The sequence below is a fragment of the Nocardia elegans NBRC 108235 genome (assembly GCF_001612845.1).
In the GTDB taxonomy this organism is placed as follows: Bacteria; Actinomycetota; Actinomycetes; order Mycobacteriales; family Mycobacteriaceae; genus Nocardia; species Nocardia nova.
This window is the reverse complement of the sequence record NZ_BDBF01000007.1, coordinates 1-21,866: the sequence shown is the minus strand read 5'-3', so window position 1 is coordinate 21,866 and position 21,866 is coordinate 1. Positions and strand designations below refer to the sequence as shown.

The 21,866-nt window shown below is 69.6% G+C and carries 26 protein-coding genes and 2 pseudogenes; 10 read left to right on the top strand and 18 right to left on the bottom strand.

Annotation, left to right across the window (positions count from 1 at the left end; translation table 11 throughout):
- Nucleotides 1-26: 26 nt before the first annotated feature.
- From NE2_RS06195 to NE2_RS37765, 9 genes and pseudogenes are all read right to left on the bottom strand, one after another.
- Nucleotides 27-650: a TetR/AcrR family transcriptional regulator gene (locus NE2_RS06195; RefSeq protein ID WP_063024709.1), complete on the bottom strand. Its 624-nt coding sequence runs from the start codon at nt 648-650 to the stop codon at nt 27-29.
- A 48-nt stretch (nt 651-698) separates the two neighbouring features.
- Complete coding sequence (locus tag NE2_RS06190; protein ID WP_063909294.1) at nt 699-1,649, bottom strand: alpha/beta hydrolase family protein; 951 nt, start codon at nt 1,647-1,649, stop codon at nt 699-701.
- A gap of 82 nt (nt 1,650-1,731) precedes the next feature.
- Nucleotides 1,732-3,858, bottom strand: a complete 2,127-nt coding sequence (locus NE2_RS06185) for an acyltransferase family protein (protein ID WP_233429690.1) — start codon at nt 3,856-3,858, stop codon at nt 1,732-1,734.
- Nucleotides 3,859-4,003: 145 nt separating this feature from the next.
- Nucleotides 4,004-4,669: a rhomboid-like protein gene (locus NE2_RS06180; protein ID WP_063024705.1), complete on the bottom strand. Its 666-nt coding sequence runs from the start codon at nt 4,667-4,669 to the stop codon at nt 4,004-4,006.
- A gap of 149 nt (nt 4,670-4,818) precedes the next feature.
- Nucleotides 4,819-5,976, bottom strand: a complete 1,158-nt coding sequence (locus NE2_RS06175) for an AMP-binding protein (RefSeq protein ID WP_063024703.1) — start codon at nt 5,974-5,976, stop codon at nt 4,819-4,821.
- Nucleotides 5,977-6,595: 619 nt separating this feature from the next.
- Entirely contained in the window at nt 6,596-7,375 is a 780-nt protein-coding gene (locus NE2_RS06170; protein WP_218018566.1) for a metallophosphoesterase family protein, read from the bottom strand.
- Between the two features lie 29 nt (nt 7,376-7,404).
- Nucleotides 7,405-8,229, bottom strand: a complete 825-nt coding sequence (locus tag NE2_RS06165) for a BON domain-containing protein (protein WP_063024701.1) — start codon at nt 8,227-8,229, stop codon at nt 7,405-7,407.
- Nucleotides 8,230-8,261: 32 nt separating this feature from the next.
- The gene (locus NE2_RS36945) at nt 8,262-8,528 is read right to left on the bottom strand and encodes a hypothetical protein (RefSeq protein ID WP_228816949.1); all 267 of its coding nucleotides are present in this window, start codon (nt 8,526-8,528) and stop codon (nt 8,262-8,264) included.
- A gap of 656 nt (nt 8,529-9,184) precedes the next feature.
- Nucleotides 9,185-9,522: pseudogene (locus NE2_RS37765) on the bottom strand (molybdopterin-dependent oxidoreductase); the annotation flags it as partial.
- A 261-nt stretch (nt 9,523-9,783) separates the two neighbouring features.
- On the opposite strand from NE2_RS37765, the gene NE2_RS06150 reads away from it, so the two are divergent.
- Complete coding sequence (locus NE2_RS06150) at nt 9,784-10,308, top strand: DUF4383 domain-containing protein (protein WP_063024697.1); 525 nt, start codon at nt 9,784-9,786, stop codon at nt 10,306-10,308.
- An 8-nt stretch (nt 10,309-10,316) separates the two neighbouring features.
- Here NE2_RS06150 and NE2_RS06145 read toward each other — a convergent pair whose 3' ends face one another.
- Both NE2_RS06145 and NE2_RS06140 read right to left on the bottom strand, forming a co-directional pair.
- Entirely contained in the window at nt 10,317-11,156 is an 840-nt protein-coding gene (locus NE2_RS06145; RefSeq protein WP_063024695.1) for an SDR family oxidoreductase, read from the bottom strand.
- A 101-nt stretch (nt 11,157-11,257) separates the two neighbouring features.
- Complete coding sequence (locus NE2_RS06140; protein ID WP_030513844.1) at nt 11,258-11,806, bottom strand: TetR/AcrR family transcriptional regulator; 549 nt, start codon at nt 11,804-11,806, stop codon at nt 11,258-11,260.
- A gap of 82 nt (nt 11,807-11,888) precedes the next feature.
- On the opposite strand from NE2_RS06140, the gene NE2_RS06135 reads away from it, so the two are divergent.
- From NE2_RS06135 to NE2_RS06105, 7 genes are all read left to right on the top strand, one after another.
- Nucleotides 11,889-12,356, top strand: coding sequence for a DUF4334 domain-containing protein (locus NE2_RS06135; RefSeq protein WP_063024994.1), 468 nt, complete (start codon nt 11,889-11,891; stop codon nt 12,354-12,356).
- A 3-nt stretch (nt 12,357-12,359) separates the two neighbouring features.
- Nucleotides 12,360-13,451, top strand: coding sequence for an NAD(P)-dependent alcohol dehydrogenase (locus NE2_RS06130; protein ID WP_063024693.1), 1,092 nt, complete (start codon nt 12,360-12,362; stop codon nt 13,449-13,451).
- A 113-nt stretch (nt 13,452-13,564) separates the two neighbouring features.
- Nucleotides 13,565-14,026, top strand: a complete 462-nt coding sequence (locus NE2_RS06125) for an SRPBCC family protein (protein ID WP_063024691.1) — start codon at nt 13,565-13,567, stop codon at nt 14,024-14,026.
- 9 nt (nt 14,027-14,035) lie between these two features.
- Nucleotides 14,036-15,670, top strand: a complete 1,635-nt coding sequence (locus NE2_RS06120; RefSeq protein WP_063024689.1) for a phytoene desaturase family protein — start codon at nt 14,036-14,038, stop codon at nt 15,668-15,670.
- 16 nt (nt 15,671-15,686) lie between these two features.
- Nucleotides 15,687-15,953: an MBL fold metallo-hydrolase gene (locus tag NE2_RS06115; RefSeq protein ID WP_063024687.1), complete on the top strand. Its 267-nt coding sequence runs from the start codon at nt 15,687-15,689 to the stop codon at nt 15,951-15,953.
- 73 nt (nt 15,954-16,026) lie between these two features.
- Nucleotides 16,027-16,551, top strand: a complete 525-nt coding sequence (locus tag NE2_RS06110; protein WP_146098665.1) for a DUF4142 domain-containing protein — start codon at nt 16,027-16,029, stop codon at nt 16,549-16,551.
- Nucleotides 16,551-17,051: an SRPBCC family protein gene (locus tag NE2_RS06105; RefSeq protein WP_084493859.1), complete on the top strand. Its 501-nt coding sequence runs from the start codon at nt 16,551-16,553 to the stop codon at nt 17,049-17,051. The genes NE2_RS06110 and NE2_RS06105 overlap by 1 nt, the downstream gene beginning before the upstream one ends.
- A 17-nt stretch (nt 17,052-17,068) precedes the next feature.
- Here NE2_RS06105 and NE2_RS06100 read toward each other — a convergent pair whose 3' ends face one another.
- The 3 genes and pseudogenes from NE2_RS06100 to NE2_RS06090 form a co-directional block, all read right to left on the bottom strand.
- Entirely contained in the window at nt 17,069-17,359 is a 291-nt protein-coding gene (locus NE2_RS06100) for a hypothetical protein (RefSeq protein WP_063024685.1), read from the bottom strand.
- Between the two features lie 104 nt (nt 17,360-17,463).
- A pseudogene (locus NE2_RS06095) lies at nt 17,464-17,592 on the bottom strand (NAD-dependent epimerase/dehydratase family protein); the annotation flags it as partial.
- A gap of 13 nt (nt 17,593-17,605) precedes the next feature.
- Nucleotides 17,606-18,715 (bottom strand): glutamate--cysteine ligase 2, encoded by a 1,110-nt coding sequence (locus tag NE2_RS06090; RefSeq protein WP_063024681.1) that lies wholly within the window; start codon nt 18,713-18,715, stop codon nt 17,606-17,608.
- A gap of 113 nt (nt 18,716-18,828) precedes the next feature.
- Here NE2_RS06090 and NE2_RS06085 point away from each other — a divergent pair, with 113 nt between their 5' ends.
- Together NE2_RS06085 and NE2_RS06080 are read left to right on the top strand one after the other, a co-directional pair.
- Nucleotides 18,829-19,365: a hypothetical protein gene (locus NE2_RS06085; RefSeq protein WP_146165221.1), complete on the top strand. Its 537-nt coding sequence runs from the start codon at nt 18,829-18,831 to the stop codon at nt 19,363-19,365.
- A 19-nt stretch (nt 19,366-19,384) separates the two neighbouring features.
- Nucleotides 19,385-19,591, top strand: a complete 207-nt coding sequence (locus NE2_RS06080; RefSeq protein ID WP_063024677.1) for a hypothetical protein — start codon at nt 19,385-19,387, stop codon at nt 19,589-19,591.
- 248 nt (nt 19,592-19,839) lie between these two features.
- Here the strand turns inward: NE2_RS06080 and NE2_RS35475 are convergent, their stop codons facing one another.
- The 4 genes from NE2_RS35475 to NE2_RS06060 form a co-directional block, all read right to left on the bottom strand.
- Complete coding sequence (locus NE2_RS35475) at nt 19,840-20,085, bottom strand: hypothetical protein (protein WP_146165220.1); 246 nt, start codon at nt 20,083-20,085, stop codon at nt 19,840-19,842.
- 117 nt (nt 20,086-20,202) lie between these two features.
- The gene (locus NE2_RS06070) at nt 20,203-20,703 is read right to left on the bottom strand and encodes a YncE family protein (protein WP_063024673.1); all 501 of its coding nucleotides are present in this window, start codon (nt 20,701-20,703) and stop codon (nt 20,203-20,205) included.
- The gene (locus NE2_RS06065; protein ID WP_063024671.1) at nt 20,682-21,173 is read right to left on the bottom strand and encodes a Dps family protein; all 492 of its coding nucleotides are present in this window, start codon (nt 21,171-21,173) and stop codon (nt 20,682-20,684) included. Before NE2_RS06065 ends, NE2_RS06070 begins: the two co-directional genes overlap by 22 nt.
- A gap of 93 nt (nt 21,174-21,266) precedes the next feature.
- Entirely contained in the window at nt 21,267-21,617 is a 351-nt protein-coding gene (locus NE2_RS06060; protein WP_063024669.1) for a hypothetical protein, read from the bottom strand.
- Nucleotides 21,618-21,866: the final 249 nt, after the last annotated feature.

Below are 21,866 nucleotides of genomic sequence, written 5' to 3'. Positions count from 1 at the left end.
AACAGTCGCGACGGCCGTCGTCCGGTCTACGTCTCGATCAACGACAGGGCGACCGGGATGAGTAGGTCGGTCAGCTCGCTCACGTCGGGTCGGGGCTGCATCAGCAACCATTCGTGGGCCAGGCCGTTGACCGCCCCGATCAGCACACTCGCCGAGAGGGCGGCGTCGCCCCGCAGGCGCGCGCCCGGGCCGGCGATCGGGACCACCACCATCTCCAGCAGGGTGACCCAGCCGTGCCGGCGTTCGCGGCGATGCTGCTCCATCCGGTCGCTCGCGCCCACCACCTCGATGAAGGCGAGCTTGGCCCGGTACGGGTCGGAGGTGATCGAGTCGAGATAGGCCGACAGCACTACTGCCATCGCCCGGGCCGGATCGGCCGGCGACAGCGTGCCCAGCGTCCGCACAACCGCCGCGGCGGCCTCGTCCTGGACCCGGTCGTAGGCGGCGATCAGCACATCCTCACGGGTCTGGAACTCCTCGTAGAACTGCCGTTTCGACAGCCCGGCCGCGGCGCACACATCGGCGAGAGAACAGTTCGCGTAGCCCCGTTCGGCGAACACCCTCGTCGCCGCGACGACGAAGCGCTGACGCCGTTCGGCCCGGCGTTCGGTCACCGCACGGCCGCCGTACTGTCTGTCCGCGATCGTCACGAACCCACACTATCGGTCGCGGCGACCGGGGGCCGGGACGGTGCCCGGCTACGCCGATTCCGCGATGCTCGCGAGAATCGCCACCCGCGCCACCGCCCATGCCGCCGATCCGGGATCGGTGAATTCGGCGTGCCCGACGCCGGGCAGGACATGCAGGTCGGTGGGGTCGCCGGCGCGGCGAGCGGCCTCGGCGTAACGGCGGCTCTGTTCGACCGGTACGACCCGGTCGGCGTCGCCGTGCACGGCCGTGATGTGCACGCCCCGTGGGAGATTGACGATCGGAGAGGCGTAGCGGTAGCGGTCGGGCACCTCGTCGGGCAGACCGCCCAGCAGTTTGCGCGCGAAACCGTCGTTGCCGTGGGCTACCGCGTAGTCGAGATCCAGTACGGCCGCCATCAACGTCACACTGCGAATGTGCAGCCCGCGCGAGGCGGCGGCTCCGTCGGTCCGGCGGCCCGCGACCCACGCCGCCAACTGCCCGCCCGCCGAATGACCGGCGAGATGGACGTTGTCCAGATCGAGCCGTCCGCCGGCGCGCTGCTGGACGACCGTGGCCAGAGCACCGACGGCGTCGTCGACGTCGGTCAGCGTCACCGGCCAGCCGCCGGCGCCGTTGACCCGCCGATACTCGATATTCCACACCGCGACACCGAATTCGGCGAGTTGCCGGGCCTGCGCGGCGAACTGGGTCAGGTCGCGGTACTGCGCCCAGCCGCCGCCGTGGATCAGCACCACCACCGGGCACCGGCCGGAGGATCCGGACAACGGCCCACCGGCGGGCAGATACAGGTCACCGAAGGTATCGGCCTCGCGGCCGTACGCGATCCGGATCGGCACACCGGCTTCGGCCGGTTGGGTGATCAGACCGGGCACCGCCGGGCCGGCATGCCCATCCGGCGCCGCCGGTTCCACGGAACCGAAACCGATCCCAGCGACGACGACCGCGAGAACCCCGGCCATGACCCACCGGCGCGCCCCACCCTGTCCAACGCCCAGCACGTGCGGGCACCTCCTGCTCGAGCCACTCGTGAATACCGTACTGGCAATCGAGCCGCCCCGTCGCCCCACGTGACGCGCGGCACTACCACCAGTGCAGCAACGGCCGCAACTGCCGGCCCAGCGCCCCGGACAGCGAGCGCGAATAGCTCGAGGTCAGATGGTGTTCGTCGTGGTAGATCAGGATATTGCCGGCGACCACGGGGCAGATCGACGCGTCGCAGAACGCATCGCTCAGATCGATCGGGAAGATATTCGGATACCGCGAGGCCGGTTCGAGCTGCGGATCGACCGGATCGAGCGCATCGCTACGGCGCATACCGCAGCTGACCGGGTCGCCGCCGCCGGCCAGACAGTCGGCCGCCGCGTAACGAATCTCGTTGTGGCGCAACCACGGTGAATCGCGGATGGTGATGGTGTCGAGGCCGCGTTCGGCCAGCGCCGACCAGACGTCCACGTATTCGGGCGGTGTTTCGTCCCCGGTTCCGGCGCGGGGCCGGCTGCCGGTGGTGAACACCCACTCCGGCCGGTCGGCGGCCAGGCGGTCCAGCACCGCGCGCGACCAGTCGCGGCAGTCGGGAATCGGTTCCCCCTTGTAGGTGGCGTCGTCGGCCAGGGTGAGGGGGCAGCCCATCTTCAGATACACCCGGATGCGGAACGAGTACTGCGCGGCGAGCTCCTGGAGCGCCGGAACCCAGTGTTCGGCATGCGAACTACCCACCACCGCCAGTGTGCGGGTGGCGTTCGCATCACCGTAGGTGCACGTGACCACCTCGCGGGTGTCCCAGTCGGCGATACATCCGTCGAGGGTCGGGGGCGGTAGTTCGCCCGGAGCCTGCAGGACGGTGGGCCGCATGGGGGCCTGTGGTGTCGGCGCCCCGGCCGACAGCGCCTCCGCACCCGGATACAGCACCGGATCCAGCGGCCGCATCGGTTGCGCCGGATGCATCCGCACCACGCCGAACTGCCACGCACCGGTGGCCGCCACCACGACGACGGCCACCACGCACACCACCGTGCCCGCGCCGCGCCGGTACAGCCGCGAGGCGATCGGCGCCGGCACCTCGCGCGCACCCCACCGCAACGGCTGTTCGATCAGCCGGTGCGTCGCCCAGGCCAGCAGCAGCGACACCGCGACCACCAGCGCGCCGTCGCGCAGCCCGGCGTGCGGACGGCCCGATTCGGCCAGATAGAAGATGAGGATCGGCCAGTGCCACAGATACAGCGGATAGGCGACCTCGCCGAGCCACTGCGCCACCCGCGAGGCGAGAATTCGATTGGGCCACGGCATCTGTGCCGCGGCGACATTGTTGCCGGAGACGATCACCGCCACCGCGGCCAGGACCGGCACCAGCGCCGCGGGACCGGGATAGCGGTTGGCGCCGTCGACGATCAGCCAGCCGCACGCGAGCACCCCCAGCACGCCGGCGAGCGCCGTCACCGCCCGCAACATCCGCGGCAGCAGCAGGGCCGGTCCGGCCAGTGCCAGCGCCGCACCGGCGAGCAGTTCCCACAGCCGTGCGCCGCTGTCGTAGTAGTTCCAACCCTGATGGGTGGCCGCCCCGTGCGTCGCGTACAGCAGCGACGCGACGGCCGCGGGTGCGATCAGAGCGGCCAGGACCGGGCGCAGCAGGGCGGTGCGGCCGGTGCGGCGCAGCACGGTGGCGACCGCCGCCACCACGACGAGGGCCAGCAGATAGAACTGCCCCTGTACTGCCATCGACCACAGATGCTGCAGCGGACTCACCGACGGATCGGCGGCCAGATAATCCGACCAACTCGTCGCGAGCCGCCAGTTCTGGTAGTAGAACAGCGAGGCCAGGGTCTGTCCCGCCAGATCGGACCACTGTGTGTAGGGCCGCGTGTACACGGTCGCGGCGACGACGGCGGCCAGAACGACGACCATCGCCGGCAGTAGCCGCCGCCCGGTCCGGCGCACAGTGAATCCGATGCCGACGGCTCCCCGTTCGGCGCGGCGCACCAGCAGTCCGGTGAAGAAGAATCCCGAGAGCACCAGGAAGACGTCCACGCCGCCCGACACCCGGCCGAACCAGATGTGGAACACCACCACCAGCGCGATCGCCACACCGCGCAACCCGTCCAGGTCGCCGCGGTAGGCGGTCGTTCTCGTCGCGGTATCGGCGGTGTCCGAGGCCGATCGGGCCGATCGGGCCGGCACGGCGATCCGGGTGCGCGCGATATCTCCGGTCACCACGCGAAACGCCGGTTCACGCGAGGGGGCGCCGGTACCGACACACGAGGGTGGAGATGAACACGCGCAGACCACAACACGTCCACTCTCTTAGCACGCCGCAAACACTCAGCGCCACTTCGCCTTCCGGACGCGCGCCGATGAACTAAACTGCGCGCGCGCGACGGTGGCGGTCGCGCCGGGCCTGCGCCGGATTCCACGTCGGCGCGGTGCGGCTCCGGGTGAGCGGGTAGCACGCCAGCCCGATCAGGAAGGCCGAGAAGTGGCCGATTCCGGTGAAGGTCAGGTGGATCAGCGGCGGCGCCGCGAAACAGGCCGTAGCCGCCACGAGATACGCCCACCGCCACGGATACGCGATGTGGTAGGTCAGCACGCCGATGATGCCGGCGAGGAAGTAGCTGACGCCGATATCGCGCACGTCGACGAGGGCGGGGTCGGCGTATCCGTGCCGGATCGCCCAGCCCAGCAGTCCCTCGCTGATGTAGGTCGCGCCCACGTGGGCGAGCAATCCGACGATCGCCCAGCGCAGCGCGCCCAGCCACCGCTCGGCGGGGGCGTGGAATACGCAGTACAGCACCAGATACGGCAGCCAGAAGTAGCCGGCGACCCAGAGCAGGCTCGTCACCAGGACGTGGAGCGGATCGCTCTCGAGGTTCGTCAGATTCGTCGAGCGCTCACCCAGAATGATCTTCAAATCGTCGAGCGGCACCGCATGCTGCACGATCGTGGTCACCAGCAGCAGCGCCAACCACGAGAACGTCCACGGCGCCGTGCGGACGTAGCGCCACGCCGCCGCGGCACGACCCCGCATCCGCTCAGATCGTCGATTCGCCACCCGTGGCTCCTCACCGGCCGATCGGTCCCGGTGCTCACGAGACGTCGAGCACCTGCGCATCGACTGTGTATCGCCCGCGCGACGGCGGCATCACCCGGCGCGGATGAAGTACCGGCCGCCGCCGGTCAGCCGGCGTCGACGACCGATGCGGGCAGGCCGGCCAGGCTGCGGCTGAGATAGCTGCCGTCGCCGGTGAGGCAGCGTTCGAATTCGACCGGGTCGTTGAGGTAGGTCGTCGCCAGAGATTTGGTGTGCACGTGCGCGTACTGTTCGCCGTCGGTGGAGCGGGTATCCATGCGGACTCCGGACAGCAGATGGACACCGGACTCCCCGTCCGCGGCGTCGAAGCCGTATGCGACCGGACCGGTTTCGTCCAGGCCGTAGCAGATGGTGATCGGCCCCGATACCGCCCGCACCCGTGCCGCCACCGAGGATGCGACCGAATGCGGGGACAGCCGCAGGCGGATCCGGCGCAGTGCCGCGGCGACATCGGCCGACAGATCCTCCCGGGTGCCCTGCACCATGGCCTGATAGACGGCGGGTTCGGCCACCAGTACCGTCGGCGATTCCGCGGCCAGGTGACGATGGATGTTGCCCGGCGCGTGGGTTCCGGCCGGCAATATCAGATCGGCGCCGGCGACGAGGTTGGCGACGGTGGCGGTGTGAAATCCGAAGCGCCCGAACAGGCCCGCGAAACACAACGTCCGATCGGATTCCCGCAGTTTGCTCGCACCGACCCAGGCGGTGGCGGCGTTGAGGACCGCGGTCGCGGAGTATTCGAGACAGACCAGCCGCCGCGACGGCGCGGAGGCGACGCGGCACAGTTCGGTGTCGCGGTGCAGGGCCGGGCGGTCGCCGTCGAAATCGGTGCGCTGCGCCCAGGACCGCTCGTCGAGCCGGATTCCGCCGGCCTGCCCGGAGGCGACGACGGCGTCGATTCCGCACTCCTCGATCAGCGCCCGCATCGCGGTGAGCGGCAGTGCCGGATTGGCGAGCACCGGAATGTCACCGCGGGCGAGCAGCGACAGCATCGTCGAGATGTATCCGGGCGAATTACCGAGCGCCACAAGGACTCTCGCCCGCGGCCGGCGCAACACCGTATCGAATCGCGCGGCCTTGTCCGAGACCTCGGCGAGCAGGTCACCGAAGGTCCGGCTGTCGTGCATGCTCGACACCGTCGCGTACGGACGCATCCGCATGGCGGTCGTGACCGCGCTGAACAGCAGCGCGGGTCTACCGGCACCGGTCGCGATATCCCTGCCCCGATATCCTCGAATATTCACCGATGCAGAATTTATTGTCATCGAATACCAATCTTTGTTCCCCCTTGTCCGATATCTACCGCATTCCTCCCCGCAGTACACGCTCGCACCCGGTCACATGTGGACAGGCAGCGACACATCGCCTGCGAAGGAAAACGTCACATGTACGCCACCGGGATGCGGACACATTAGCCAGAACAACAACAATGCGCAACTGCGCGCATTGTTACGTGTTTTACGGACACATTTACGGATGCAAGCACATTTGCACGGTCGAATGTACGTGATTTTGTGCGTGCGGCGGCCCGCTCGTCGATCTTCACAGGTGTGGTCCGGCGAGCTCAGCGGTACTGCGAAACCCTCCGCGGCACCGGCCGTTCCCGCCGGGTTCCGGGGTGCGCCGCGGCCGGTGCCCGAGCGGGACCGCCTCCACCTTCCCGGGCCGGGCGGCCGCGCGAATTCGCCTCACGATTGCCCGGAACAATCCTTCCCCGCATCGGCGGGAAGGGAATTCCTGCCGCTCGGGCGGCGGTTGCCCGCGCCCGCCGATGAGTATTCTCCACAAATGATTCCGCAGCCCGGAGGGAATTGCCAGAAGTTCGTCGGCACTTCCCACCCGGATAACACCGGCAATTGCTCGTCAGGCCGGAGTCCGCGCGGCCTGGGCCGAGTCGGTCGGCACACCGGACGCCGCCGCCGGCTCCGGTACCTCCAGGTCGTAGACCGTGTATGCCGCGCGGATCACCGGCTGGGCCACATTGCGCACCCGCACCCCGCCCGGTGTGGTGCCGCGCTCGTATCCGGCGTGGGCGTGCCCGTGGATCGCCAGATCGGCGCCGCCGCAGGTGTCGATCGCCTCACCGAGCAGGTACGAGCCCAGGAAGGGATAGATTTCGGGCGGCTCGCCGTGCAGGGTGTCCCCGCAGGGTGAATAGTGGGTGAGCGCGACCTTCACATCGGTGTCCAGCCGGCACAGTGCGACGTGCAGCGCGTCGGCGAGATCGACGGTGTAGGAGGCGAATTCGCGCATGATCCGCTCGCCGAAGACGCTCGCGCACTTTCCGGCGAAGCCGCCGCCGAATCCCTTCGTGCCCGCGACGCCCAGCGAGTGGGGCCCCACGGTCACCGTGGTGGAGGTCCCTTCCAGGACCCGGATCCCGTGATCGCACAGCAGGGCCGTGATGTCGTCCTGCCGATCGGAATGGTGATCGTGGTTGCCGAGCACCGCGATCACGGGCACACCGGGGTCCTCCAGTTCGGTCGCGACCACCCGCGCCTCGTCGAGACTGCCGTGCCGGGTGAGGTCGCCGCCGACCAGCAGGACGTCCGCCTCCTCGGACAGTCGTTCCAATGCCGGGCGCAGGGTCCCCTGCGATTCCGCGCCGAGGTGGATATCGGCCACCGCCGCGATGCGCACCACCCCGTCCGTCGTCCGTTCGGCGCCCGTCATCAGCTCAGCCGTTCGTGATCGACGGTGGGCGCCTGCGTGGAGGTAACCCGAATATCGTTGTGAATGCGCAGTTTAGGCGCGTGCTCACGCACGATGTCCTCCAGATCGCTGCGCTGCTGTTCGCTGCCGACCTCCCCGCACAGCACCACCACGGCGCCGCGGATGGTCACCTGCACGCCGAGTTCGGCGGTGCGCGGATCCTCCGCGAAAGCCCGCCGCAGATTCGCGACCAGATATTGCGGCAACACCTCGTCGCCCGGGTCCTGAGCCATGACCTCACCTCCGATTCCGAGATCCTCGATCAGCGCCAGAAACGCCCGCGCGTACGGCGACACCGCGGTTTCTTCCCGCGCGCGCCGCCAGTCGACCTGTTCCCGCAGATCCCGGGCGATCGCCAGCAACCGCGTGAAATCGAGCCGGTGCGGATCGAGGACCATCAATTTGTCCACCATCAGATCGGTGCCACTGAGCACCGGAGCCGCCGCCGGGCCGATCCGCATCCAGGTCGCCCGGCCCAGCAGATCGTCGTCGACGTTGCGGTAGTTGGGCCGGAAGATCAAGTCCACCAGCGTATTTCCGTCGTACACCTTGGTCAGCCAGTCTTCGGGCGGCTCGACGGCGTGCAGCCCGGATGCGGTCAGGATGTCGCGGGCGCGGCCGGCGTCGACGGGTTTGACGTAGATGTCGACATCGTGGTCGCTCGCGGGACCACCGCGCGCGTACACCGCACAACCGCCGCCGACCGCGAAGTCGATCTCGTGGGCCAGCAGCGCGTTCACCACCTTGGTGAGCGTGTGGAGCAACTGCTCTGTCGAGGCAGTCATAGCGGGCGCATACCCGCCGTGGGCAGCGGTATTCACGGCGTCGCGACGGCCTGCGGCGCGGTCTCCTTGATCTTGGCGTTGGCCCAGCGCATTTGCCGCAACGTCTCCGGATGACAGTCGGAGGCCAGTTCCAGCAGTTCACTGTCTCGCCCCGCCTGTGCCGCTTGCGCCAGGATTTCCCAGTTCACCGACACCACCGCGGCGTGGCTGTGAATCTCGCGCAGATCGCGCAGCAACAGCAGGGCGGGCGCGTGGCGGCGCCCCACCAGGGTGCCGAGAGCCCGCCGGACCGATTCCACCGATCCGGAAGCCGTCGGCGGCGAAGGTCCAGATGCAGACCGCGGTCTTCTCCGACGGCGGCCGGTTTGCGGCGATGGTCGTCTGCCCAGACCAGCAGGTCCCGGCACACGTGATGGACCTCGTGATCGGTGCGGTGCCGGTCGGCGGATCTCGGCGAGCATGGCGTCCAGGTCGTTCATCGCGCACTCCGCTCCCGTTCGACCGCCGGTGTGGTGACGCGTTCGGATCGCCGGGCGGATCGAACGAGTTCCACTGCGGCGGCGCCGGATTTGAACAGCGGTTGTTTCGAGACCGGATCCCACTCGGTGGGGGTGAGTTCGTTGGCTGCGGTTGCGGTGCGCGGCCGGTCTTGGCGCGGGTGTGTAAGTGGTAGAGCGTGCGACCGGTGATCAGCGCGTACGGATAGTCCTCGCTCGGCGTCTCGTGCCGCGGCAGGTACTGCGCCGCCTTGATCACGGCGCGGCCCTCCGGGTTCAGCGCGCGATACTCGGTCGGCTCCAGCGGAGCACCGGTGAACAGGTCGCGACCGTAGGTTTCACAATCCTGCGGCGCCGCACGGAATGTCGCGGCGGCGTACAGCCGCTCGGTGCCGTCCGGATGCTCCTCGGTGCACGGTCACTGAATGCCACCGCGTGCGCGAAGTTTCGCGTAGGTCATGGCCAGTGGCCGCGCGCGCCACCTGCGTGGTGCGCGGATCGACGCAGACGAGGGCGGGCGGATTTTCGGGCCGCGCAGGCGATCGAGCATGCGCGCCCACAGCACGGTCCGGGTTTCGGCGACGTTGTGGCCGTAGAGCGCGATCACGTCGGCGTAACTGCCGGGCTGCCCGTCGGATCCGAAGGATTCCTTCAACGCCTCACCGGCGGTGGCGGTGCACAGCCGGGTGTTGCCGTCGAGATGATTGGTGCCGATGCCGCCTCGGGCCAGGACGGTCAGCGCGTAGTACTCCTCCAGGAACAATCGCCCGGTGGTGTAGAAGCCGATCGGCCGGGGCCGTACGGAGTACGCGTTCCCCACGGTGTGCGACGCGGTCGTTTTCACTCGTCCCGGCCGTGCCTGTGCCGGATCGGATACGCATGGTCACCTCGGAGACGAAGAGTGGCGGACGAAGCGGACCGGTCCTGGCGATAGCCCAGGTCTGTGTGCGCCATACCCGCGCTCACCGGGTTGTAACTGCTTCGCGCTGTTTGTGGCGGTCCGGTGCGGTTACCTTCGGAGATACGGGCGAATCGTCGGCACTCGAAGGGAGCAGCGATGGCCACCGCATCTGTACCTCAGCATCGGGCGCGGGTTTCCCCGGTGCAGGCCGCGGCCTATCTGGTCGGGGCGGCGTTCCTGGTGGTGGGGGTGCTCGGGTTCATTCCGGGCGTGACCACGAACTACGACATGCTCACTTGGAGCGGGCACCATTCCGGCGCCGAACTGTTCGGGGTGTTCCAGGTCTCGGGCCTGCACAACACCGTGCACCTGGTGTTCGGCGTCGCGGGTCTGGCGATGGGCCGCACGACGATGACCGCGCGGACCTACCTCATCGCCGGCGGTGTCGTCTATCTCGCGCTCTGGGTGTACGGACTGGTCGTGGACGAGGAGTCGACCGCGAACGTCATTCCGGTCAACACCGCGGACAACTGGCTGCATCTGGGCCTCGGCGCGGCGATGCTGCTGTTCGGCCTGTTCCTCGGCCCGGCCGACCGTCCCATCCTGTTCGAGGGCTCGCCGCAGCCGGGACGGCCGGAGTTCGCTCCGCCGCCCGGGACCGGCCACGGCCGGACCGATTGACGGGCCGATCAGAGGATCGGCCGGCCGCCGGTGACGGCGAGCCGCGCGCCGGAGATGTAGCTGCCGTCGTCGGAGGCCAGCAGCACATAGGAAGCGGCCAGCTCGGCGGGTTGCCCGGCCCGCCCGAGCGGGACGTCGTCGCCGAAGTTGCGCACCTTCGCCACCGGCATGGTGGACGGGATCAGCGGCGTCCAGATGGGGCCGGGCGCCACGCTGTTGACGCGAATTCCCTTCTTCCCCAACATCTGCGCGAGGCTGGCGCAGAAGTTGGCGATCGCCGCCTTGGTGGCGGCGTAGGGCGCCAGCGTCGGCGAGGGCATATCGGAGTTCACCGAGGAGCTGCCGATGATCGAGCCGCCCGCCGGCATATGCGGGACGGCCGCCTTCACCAGATGGAACAGCGCGCCGACATTGAGCTTGAACGTGTAATCCCATTCCTCGCCGGAGATCTCGTCGAGGCTTTCGTGCGTCATCTGATACGCGGCGTTGCTGACCAGCACCTCGATCTTGCCGAATTCGGTGGCGGCGCGGTCGATGACGGCCTTGCAGTGTTCGGGATCGGAGAGGTCGCCCGGTACCGCGACCGCCTTGCGGCCCGCCTGCTCCACCAGCGCGACGACCTGCTGCGCGTCCTCGTGCTCGTCGAGGTAGGAGATCAGCACATCGGCGCCCTCGCGCGCGAAGGCGATGGCCACGGCCCGGCCGATTCCGCTGTCGGCGCCGGTGATCACCGCTGACTTTCCGGTGAGCTTGCCCGATCCCTGATAGCTGTCCTCCCCGCAGTCCGGTCGCGGAGACATCTGCTGCTGCACCCCGGGGACCTGTTGCTGCTGCTCCGGAAAACCCATCGCGATCTCCTGTCGACGTGGCGGCGGTGGAAGCCCCGCGCTTACGTGGAGCCTCAGCACTCGCGCTACCCGCGACCACGGCGGGCAAACCGGCGCCACGCTCAGGGGGCGATCAGCCGCCGGGCCGCGAGAACGGTGGCCGCGCGCCGGTCCTCGGCATCGTCGTCGTGCAGGGCGTGGACCGCGGAGGTGCGGGCGAGATCGGTCAGCAGGGTCAGCAGCGTCAGCGGATGGAAGGTGCCGGTGATGACCCCGGCGCGCTGACCGCGGCGGATCTCGGCGATCTTGGGTGCGACCGCGCGGCGGATCGCCTCGTCGGCGCCCGGGATGTCGGTGCGTTCGATCTCCGCCCACGCCTGCAAGCGGGCATTGTCGGGGTTTCGCAGATAGTGGTCGAAAAGCCTGCCGACATACGACGGCAGATCGCCCGCGTCCAGGGCGGTCTCGGCGGTGGTCTCGGTCGCCCACTGCTCGGTCACCGCCGCGTAGAGATCGTCCTTGCCGGCGAAATAGGCGTACAGGCGATCCTTGCTGGCATTGGCCGCCTCCGCGATCCGGTTGATCCGGGCTCCGGCCACGCCGTAGCGGGCGAACTCCGCCTTGGCCGCGGCGAGGATTCGCTCCCTGGTGGCATGGCCTGCTGCGCGCATGCCGCGGATCCTATCTTGCCGAACCAGCTGGTTCGGGTGTAGGTTCCCGAACCAGCTGGTTCGGGAAACTGTGGAGGACGCGATGACCGGGACGACCGAACGCTGGCGCGAGCTGGCGGCGCAATCGAGCGGGGTAACGACGGACGAGCTGGACCGGCTGTGGGCCGACCTCGCGGTGGTACGCGCCGAGGACATCCTCGGCGAATGGAAAGGCGCCGCCTTCCGCACCGGACATCCGCTGTGCCGCGCACTCGACAAGAGCGGCTGGTACGGCAAGACCTTCCATTCGACGATGGATGCCGAACCGCTGATCTGCCGCGCCGAGGACGGCACGCTGTTCTCCGATGTCGAATCGGGCGGCGGCAAGGCCACGCTGTGGAATATCGAATTCCGCGGCGAGGTCACCGCGACCATGGTCTACGACGGCCGCGCGGTGTTCGACCACTTCAAGCGCCTCGACGACAACACGCTGATGGGCATCATGAACGGACGCCCCGAATTGGTGCTCGCCGGCGGCGAGTTCTTCTACTTCCTGCTCGAGCGGGTCTGAGCCGTGCCGCTGACCATTGCCGCGCTGTCGCGTGATCCGCGGGCTCCGTTCAGCCTCGAATCCGTCGCGATCGACGAGCCGCGCCCGGACGAGATCCTGGTCCGGATCGAGGCGTCGGGCATCTGCCACACCGATCTGGTCTCCCGCGCCGCCGGCGCGTCCGACCGCCCGGTGCTGCTCGGCCACGAGGGCGCGGGTGTGGTGGAGGCCGTCGGCGCCGAGGTGACGGGTGTGCGGCCCGGCGACCGGGTGGTGCTGACCTTCCGGCACTGCGGGAACTGCCGCAACTGCCGTCTCGGCCGGCTGCCGTACTGTGCGCGATCCACCGCGTTGAACCAGTTCGGCGGCCGTGCCGACCGCTCGCCCCGCATCACCGTCGACGGCACGCGCGTGCGCGACGGCTTCTTCGGGCAGTCGAGTTTCGCCGGGTACGCGCTGAGCACCGCGGACAACACGATTGTCGTCCCCGCCGACACCGATCCGGTCGTCGCCGCCGCGCTGGGCTGCGGTTTCCAGACCGGCGCGGGCGCGATCCTGAATGTGCTCGCCCCCGAACCGGATTCGCAGATCCTGGTCTACGGCGCGGGTGCGGTCGGCATGGCCGGGCTCCTGGCCGCGCGGACACTGCCCGGCACCACGGTGCTGGTCGTCGAACCCTCGGCCGATCGCCGTGCGCTCGCCCTCGAACTCGGCGCGGCCGCCGCGCTGGACCCGGCCGACGCCGAGACCGCCGCCACGATCGCCGAACTCACCGGCGGCGGCGCCACTCATGCCCTCGACACCACCGGCCGCCCGGAGGTGCTCGCCGCGGCGGTGGCGGCCCTGGCCACCGGTGGCGCGGTGGCGGTGGTCGGCCTCGGCGTCGGCGTCCCGCAACTCGACATGCGCGAGATCGTGTTGGGCGGCAAGACCATTCACGGTTGCCTGGAAGGCGACGCCGTGCCGCAGCGGTTCATCCCGCAGCTGCTCGAGCTCTACACGGCCGGGCGGCTACCGCTCGACCGGCTGGTCCGGTCCTACCCCTCCACCGAGATCGGCACCGCCCTGGCCGACCACCACGCGGGACGCGTCGTCAAACCCGTTCTGACCTGGTAACCCGTGACGCGGCGCCGCACGCACTCGGCGCCACCACCGAGTGATCCGTGTACGAACGCGTGGCGCGGGTATGGCGTCAGCGTTGCCCACCGAGACCACGAGGAGGTCGCAGCATGACAACAGTCACCGAATCGGTCGATGTGCACGTACCGGTGTCCACCGCGTACAACCAGTGGACCCAGTTCGAATCGTTCCCGCAGTTCATGCAGCACGTCGAGCGGGTCGAGCAGCGCGACGACACGCACACCCACTGGACGGTGCACGTCGCCGGCGCGACGCGCGAATTCGACGCGAAGATCACCGAGCAGCACCCCGACGAGCGGGTGTCGTGGACCACGGAGGCCGGTCCCCGGCATGCGGGCGTGATCACCTTCCATCGGCTCGACGAGGACACCACGCGCGTCACCGCGCAGATGGATATCGATCCGGACGGGTTCGTGGAGAACGTCGCCGACAAGCTCGGCATACTCGATCGCCGCGTCAAGGGTGACCTCGAGCGATTCCGCGACTTCATCGAGGCGCGCCAACAGGAATCCGGTGCGTGGCGCGGGGACGTCGACCGGCCCCGGCCCTAGCGAGTGCCCGTGACCTCGCCCGCCCCCGGTGGTTCGACGCCGCTCGACGCCGAGCCGGTCGATGCCGTGATCATCGGCGGCGGGCACAACGGCCTGGTGAGCGCCGCGCTGCTCGCCGATCACGGCTGGGAGGTGGCGGTGCTGGAAGCCCAGGACACCGCCGGGGGCGCCGTGCGTAGTGCCGAGCTGGTGCCCGGCTACCGGATGGATCTGTTCAGCGCGTTCTATCCGATGGCCGGCGCCTCGCCGGCGCTGCGCGACCTCGGTCTGGACGATCACGGATTGCGGTGGAGCCGCGCGCCCATCGTGTACGGCCACCCGTCGAGCCCCGAGGATACGGATGCCGCTGTCGTGCATCCGGACGCCGAAACCACGGCCGAGGCGCTGGCTCGGCGCGATCCCCGCGACGGCCGCACCTGGCTGCGGCTGGTCGAGCAGTGGCGGCAGGTGCGCGAACATCTGCTCGGGTCGTTCCTCGGCCCGTTCCCGCCCGTGCGCGGCGCGGCCGGGTTGTGGCGCGATCTCGGCTCCGCCGAGCTGTTCCGTTATCTGCGGTTCCTGATCCTGCCGGTCGGGCGCATGGTCGACGAGCTGTTCCACGACGAGGCCGCCAAACTGCTGATACTGGGCAACGCGATGCACGCCGATGTGCCGGTGGACGCGCCCGGCAGCGGCGTCTACGGCTATCTGCTGACCATGCTCGCCCAAGACGGCGGATTTCCGGTTCCGGTCGGCGGCGCCGGGGCGCTGAGTGCGGCCCTGGTCCACCGCGCCGAATCGGCGGGGGCCCGGGTGCACTGCGGCCAGCCGGTGGACCGCGTCCTCATCCGTGCCGGACGCGCCGCCGGGGTGATCACCGCCGCCGGCCAGGTGGTGCGGGCACGCAAGGCCGTCATCGCCGACATCGACGCGCCGACGCTGTACACCCGGCTGCTCGCCGACGCCGATCTGCCGCAACGACTGCGCGCCGATCTCGAACGATTCACCTGGGACGCGCCGACCGTCAAGGTGAATTACGCGCTCTCCGAACCGATTCCGTGGCGATCGAAGCAGCTGCGGGCGGCGGGCACGGTGCATCTGGGCGCCGACCGGGCGGGGCTGGCGCGGTGGACCACCGATATCGGCACCGGCGTGGTGCCACACACGCCGTTCATGCTGTTCGGTCAGATGACCACGGCCGATCCCAGCCGGTCGGCGCCCGGCACCGAATCGGCGTGGGCCTACACCCACCTGCCGCGCGGGGTTACCGACGACGCCTCGGCCGACCTGCTGGCCGAACGGGTCGACGCCGTGCTCGAGGCCCACGCCCCCGGCTTCGGCAGCCGGATTCACGCACGAATCGTGCAGCGGCCCAGCGATTTGCACTGCGCCGACGGCAATCTCGTCGGCGGCGCGGTCAACGGCGGCACCTCCCAACTGCACCAGCAGTTGGTGTTCCGACCGGTTCCCGGGCTCGGCCGCCCCGAAACAGTGGTGCCGGGACTGTATCTGGGCTCGGCGTCGGCACATCCGGGCGGCGGCGTGCACGGCACCTGCGGCGCCAACGCCGCCCGCGCCGCACTGGCCGACTCCCGGCCCACCGGATGGCCGCGGCGAAAGTTGTTGTCCCGCTTGCACAACGCCCTCTACGACACCGACCGCTGACCGGACGGAGACAGCTGTGGACCTGTCGATCATCTTCGTCGGCAACGCGACGACGCTGCTGTCCGCCGGGCCGCGACTGCTCTTCGGACTCACCGCCACGATGGACGGGGCGCAGGGAACCGGACTGGTGGACCTGCTGCGGCTGCCGCGCGCGGTGCCGGTGCACTACGACGACTACACCGTCTTCGCCTCCCCGCTCGGCGAATTCCGGGACCGGATGGGCCGGCGTGGCTGGGCCGACCGGATCGTGGAGATCCCACGCGGCGAAACCGTCGCGCTGTGAGCGCCATCGGCACGTGTACGACGCGCCGCGCTGGGCATCCGGCCTGCAAATACCCGGCGAACAGGAGCACATCATGAGATCACCGCATCGTCTGCTGGTCACCACCGCCGCCGCGATCGGCCTCGGGCTGGGCGCGACCGCGGTCGGCGCGGCCCAACCGGCCGCGTTGTCGGCACAGGACAGTGATTTTCTCGTCGCCGTCCACCAGGGGAATATGACCGAGATGCTGTCGGGAGCCGGCGCGGCGGCCATGGGTACGTGTCAGCAGGTCCGCGATCTCGGTCCCGTTCTGGTCGCCGACCACACCCGGCTGGAGGCGATGGGCGCCGCGGTCGCGATACCGAACGGCGTCGCCCTGCCGCTGATGCCGACCGCCGACCAGTCGCAGCAGATGCGCGACACGGCGATGAAGACCGGCCGCGACTACGACCTGGCCTGGCTGCACATGCAGGAGGGTTTCCACGTCCAGACGCTGCAGGCGGGCGCCACCGAGACCGCGCAGGGCAGCAGCCCGCAGGTCACGGCGCTGGCACAGAACGCCGCGCCCGTGGTTCAGCACCATCTGGACATGATTCGCGACGCGTTGGCGGTGTGCTGATGGGCGAGGTCACGATGGGAGTTCCCGGCTCGGCCGAGCAGGTGTTCGCCGTGCTGGCCGACGGCTGGTCCTACGGCCACTGGGTGGTGGGGTCCACCCATATGCGCGACGTGGACCAGGATTGGCCGCGGATCGGCTCCCGGATTCATCACAGCGTCGGCGCCTGGCCGCTGATGGCTCAGCAGGCCACGCGGGTGGTGGCGGTGGACCCGCCCAACAGCATCGAACTGGAGGCGGAGTTGTGGCCGCTGGGAGTGGCGTGGATCCGGCTGGCGATGACGCCGATCGATGCCGACACCACCGAGGTGAGCATGAGCGAGGAGGTGATTCGCGGGCCGGGCCGGCTGATCCCCGACGTGCTGCAGACCATTGCCCTCAAGCCCCGCAACAAACAGTCGCTGGCGCGCCTCTGCGATCTGGTGGCCTCCCATTACGTCGACACCCGCAAGATCGATACCCCTCAGCCCGGCACCCTCGCGCCCGACAACCCCGAGCCGTAGTCACCGGCGTTCCGCAGTCACCGGCGTTCATCCCGATGGCCCGGCCGCTGATCCTGGTGCGTAGGGCGGCCCGGGCGAAACCGCATCGGATCGGGATTCAGCGGCGGGCTGCCGCCGGAGGTGTGCTCGCGCAAACCGGCGGCAAGCTCCGTCGCCACATCGACCGCGGAATGCACCGGGCGCCAATCGAGTTCACGCCGAGCCCGCTCCGCCCGGACCAGACAGGCCCGGTCGGCCAGCTTCAGCCAGGAAGGGTGCAACGGCAGCAGTCCGATTCGCCGGCCCGCGAAGGCGGCGGCGGCCAGCACCGGACGCGGTACGGGAAGCCGGAATCCGGCGAAGATCTCGGTGAGCGCGGCTACGCCGTCGCGAGGCTGCTGCTCGTCGACGCGGGTCCAGCGCGGCGCGGGCGTGCGCGCGCATACGGTTCCCGGTCGGTGGGCGATGGCCGCCGGGCGATGGCGACGACCTCGGCGTCGGGCAACGCGCGCAACAGTGCCGTACCGACATTGCCGCTCGCGCCCGTGATCGCGACACGCATACGCACCCCTCCCCTATACCACCGGACAGCCGTCCGCGGTCGCCTCGGCCAGTTCGTCCACCACGTCGGCGATCGCTCCGCGCCGGCGCAATGCGGCCGACTGCCGCCGGGCTCCGTTGCCGCGGGCCGTCACCGCGGCGATCGTCTCGGTCACGAACTGCTCCTCCTCGAGTTCTCGCAAGGCCGGGGTGACATGGTCGACGAGCCGGGCCAGCCGGAGGCGGGCCGGTTCCACCCGGCCGTCCAGCGGATCGACGCCGTCGCCGTCGAGGCCTTCGCGCGCGGACTTCCAGTAGGCGGCGCGCAGGGTGGCGGCCGGTACCGCGGGCGCACGGCGGCCGCGGCGCACCTCCGCACGGCCGACCACCGCCGCGGCACGCACCAGGCTCGCCAGCAACGCCGATTCCTCGGCCGTCACGGGAACGTCGCTGATGCGGATCTCCAGCGTCGGGAAATGCGTGGAGCGGCGAATATCCCAATAGACCATGCCGGTATCGAGAATGCTGCCGCAGGTCAGCATCATGTCGACCGCGGCGTCGTAGTCGGCGCAGGATTGAAAATACGGTGGCGGGCCGGCACTGGGCCAGCGCCGCCACAGCACGTTGCGCCAACTCGCGTATCCGGTGTCGGTGCCGCGGTAGACCGCGGAATTGGCTGTGAGCGAGAGGAATACCGGCAGCCAGGGCCGCAGATGATTGCTGATCTGCACCGCGGTCTCCGGATCGTCCACCGAGACGTGCACATGGCAGCCGCACAGCCCCTGTTCGTGCGCGAGCATGCCGAAATGCTTCTCGATGCGGCGATAGCGCGGCGTGTCGGTGACCGGATAGGCGTCGGGCACGGTCGGCGGCACTCCGGTCGCGAGCAGTCGGGCGGTGTTGTCGGCCGCGGCGCGCACCACGGCGGCGCGCAACTGCCGCAATTCCCGCAGCAGGTCGGCCGCGCGCGTATGCACCGAACTACTGGTTTCCACCTGACAACTGGTCAGCTCCAACTGCAGATCGATACCGGCGTCGCATGCCGACTGCGCGACCTCGCAGTTCTTCGGGACCGGCGCTCCGGAGACGGGATCGACCAGCAGGAACTCCTCCTCGACCCCGAACGTCACATCGGCGGCATCCATCGGCTCACCCGCCCGGCACACTCCATGGCTCGGAGATGCCCGGCGACCGGACCCGCAAACGCATTCGGGCGCGGATCGAGGTTTCACTCGGCGGGTGCGGGTAGCCGCCGCATGTGACCATTTCAGGACTACGAGAGTTGACCGAGCACCGAGGGCCTTTCGCGTCGGTCTACATCGAGACCGTCAGCGAAACCGAGGATGCCGCGCACCAGCAGCGGCTGCGCAGCCGCGCGGTCCGCGAGACCTTGGACGAGGACGGCGCGGAAAGCGCCGTCCTCGACGCCGTCGAGCGCGGTCCGTCGGATCCACCGCCGGGGCGCGCGGGGCAGGCCGTCATCGCCGACGCCGACGGCGTCCTGCTCACCGCGGCGCTGCCGGAGCCGCCCGCTCGCACCACCGTGCGACTGTCGGACATGCCGTATCTGCTGCCGCTGCTGCAGCTGCGCCCGCCCGCCGTCGCCCACGTCGTCGTGGTGGTCGACGATCGCGGCGCCGATCTGTACACGGTCGACGGCGACGGTCACCGCACCGATCGCCGGACCGACGAGGCGCTGCCGCTGGCCGCGCTCGCGGCCGGCGCCGACATCGTGACCATCGATCGAGATCCCGTTCCGACCGACGGCGTCGCTGCCCTGCTCCGACACCGGTGATCCGCGAAAGGAGAGGACGATGGACCGAGGAAACACCAAACACGGTGCGCGCGAGGACGATCAACTGCGGCACGAACTTCGGGGGACCTTGCGCGGCAACCGTTCCAGCCGCGCCGAGGAGTGGCGCGATCCCGAACCACCCGCCGAGGACGACCCGGAGCTCACACCCCCGCACACCACGACGCCGGAGGGCGCCGAGCACGACCGGACCGGCGAGGTCGACTGATCGCGTGCACCTCGAATCGGCGATCACTGCGCCGGTTACGGCCGAGCAGGCGGGGTACTTCCCCTGTACCGAGAACGATCCGCACGTAGCGCCCTATTCGTCAACGGCGACGGATACCCGCAATTCGGTCCCGCACAATGGAGTGCACCGGTGCGAGGCGTGCGACGGATCGTCTCTCCGGACGGGGCGGTAGTCACAGCAGGCCCTCACAGCAGGCATGGAGACTGCCGCGACGGCCGGCACCGACCTCACGGACGGTGCCGGCCGATCTCTCCGATAATGTTGTGCCAAAAGATTTTTCGTGAGGTCGTCCCACCCGAACCGGGTGGTGACGCATGCGTCGGGCGGTGCGTGGCGTACGGGCGGTATCCGCGCTCGCGCCCGCAGGCCGCCCCACATTGCGCGCCCCGGACGAGACCAACGATCCGGCCGGGCTGGTCATCGAGTTCCGGAGTCACCGGCCCGTCGTCGAATTCCTTCTGTTCGACCGACATGTCGCGCCTCCCTCCGGCCCGCGCTATGGCGATATGAGCGCGAGTACCCGAGCCGGAAGGAAGAAAAACCGCGAATTCGATTGAGCTCGATAAAGTTTCGGTCAAGGACCGGACACGTCAGGCGCGGCGGTGCAGATCCACCGGCGTGACCGTGGCGCCGTCCTCGGAGAGCGCCGGCAGCATCCGCTCCCCGGAATCGAGGGCGAGATACGACGGCCGCGGTCCGGCGGACAGCGTGCCGGTATCGACCAGATCGGACAGCCGAATCGAGGCCACGGCCTGCCGATCGGTGGCGCTGACCAGCACCGTGCCCTCGTCCACCGGGCTGATCTGCAGGTTCGGCCCCAAGCCCGGCAGGCGTGCCGAGCCGACCGTATCGCCGCGGCCGTCGGCCAGGCCGTTCACCTTCACCACGCGGTCCGGCGCCAGCGCCACGAGCGCTCCCGATCGGTAGGACCACGCCGGCGCGTGCACGATCGCCCCGATCGGTGTCACCCGCACGGCGTCGGGTGCTTCCAATCGCGACCCCGGCGCCGAGCACCCGGCGACGGCCAGCACGGCCGCCGCCGGAACCGGATATCGGCGCAGCGCGCGCGTTACGCGGCCTGGGCCTGCCACATCCAATGCAGTTGCTCCAACCGGGCGGCGATATCGATGAGCAGATCCTGGGTGACCGGATCGGCCTTCTCCGAGGCGTCGATCCGCTCGCGGAGCCTGCGCACGACCGCGGCCAGGGTGGCGACGATCGCGCTGACCACGTCGCCGTCCTGCTGCCACCCCGACGGGAACGGCTCGGCGCTGGAACTCTCCGCGACCGTGTGGGCGCGCCCGTCCGGACTCACCCCGATCGCGGTGGCCCGTTCGGCCGCCGCGTCGGTGAAGCCGCGCGCGGTCTCGACCAGTTCGTCCAACGCCAGGTGGACGGTGCGGAACCGGGGGCCGATCACATTCCAGTGCGCCTGCTTGCCGATCAGGCTCAGATCGATCAGATCGACGACGGTGGCGCACAGCGCGTCACCGGCGATCCGTTGCTGTTCCGGCTCCAGCACCGTCGCGATCGGATCGGTGGTCGTGGAGGTCTTGGCCACGATGGTCTCCTTCCTCGCTGACAGTCATCACCTAGGCGACTGCTTGCGTGCACGACCTACCCGCTGCCGGCGACTCCAAACGAGGGGCAGGGTTCAGCCGGCGGCCATCGCCATCGCCAGATATACGACCATCACCGCGAACAGAAACCAGCCCGCGCCCTGCCATACCGGCCACGGCCGCCCGCCGCGCCACTGCCGCACGGTGATGACGAATGCGCCGATGCCGCCCAGCAGCAACACGATTCCGGGCACCAGTCCCACGGCCAGCCGGGACGCGGTATCGCAGGCCACGTGGTCGGCGTTCGCGCACTGATCCCGCGAGGCCGCCCAGCCCAGGGCCACCCCGGCGACGATCGCCGCCACCACCAGCACACCGACCGCATACCGCACCGCCCGCCGGAAACTCGGCGGGTCACTCCAGCGGGGGTTGACCTCGCGTGCCATCGTCACCTCCGGCCCGTTCGTCGTGCGCTCGTCACCGTCGCACTACCCGGCCTCCCGGCGAATATTCGATCGGGATCCGGGGTGTCGTTTCGCCCCGGTCCTCCCGGGTAGGCGGTCGCTGAGGACCAAAGGAGGCCGATGTGCACCGCGAACCCGATCCGCACGGTGAAACCGATTCGCGCAGCCCAGCCGACCCTGCCCGTCCGCCGCCGGCCCCCGGCCGAGCCGCCCACCGGCTGACCGGACTGC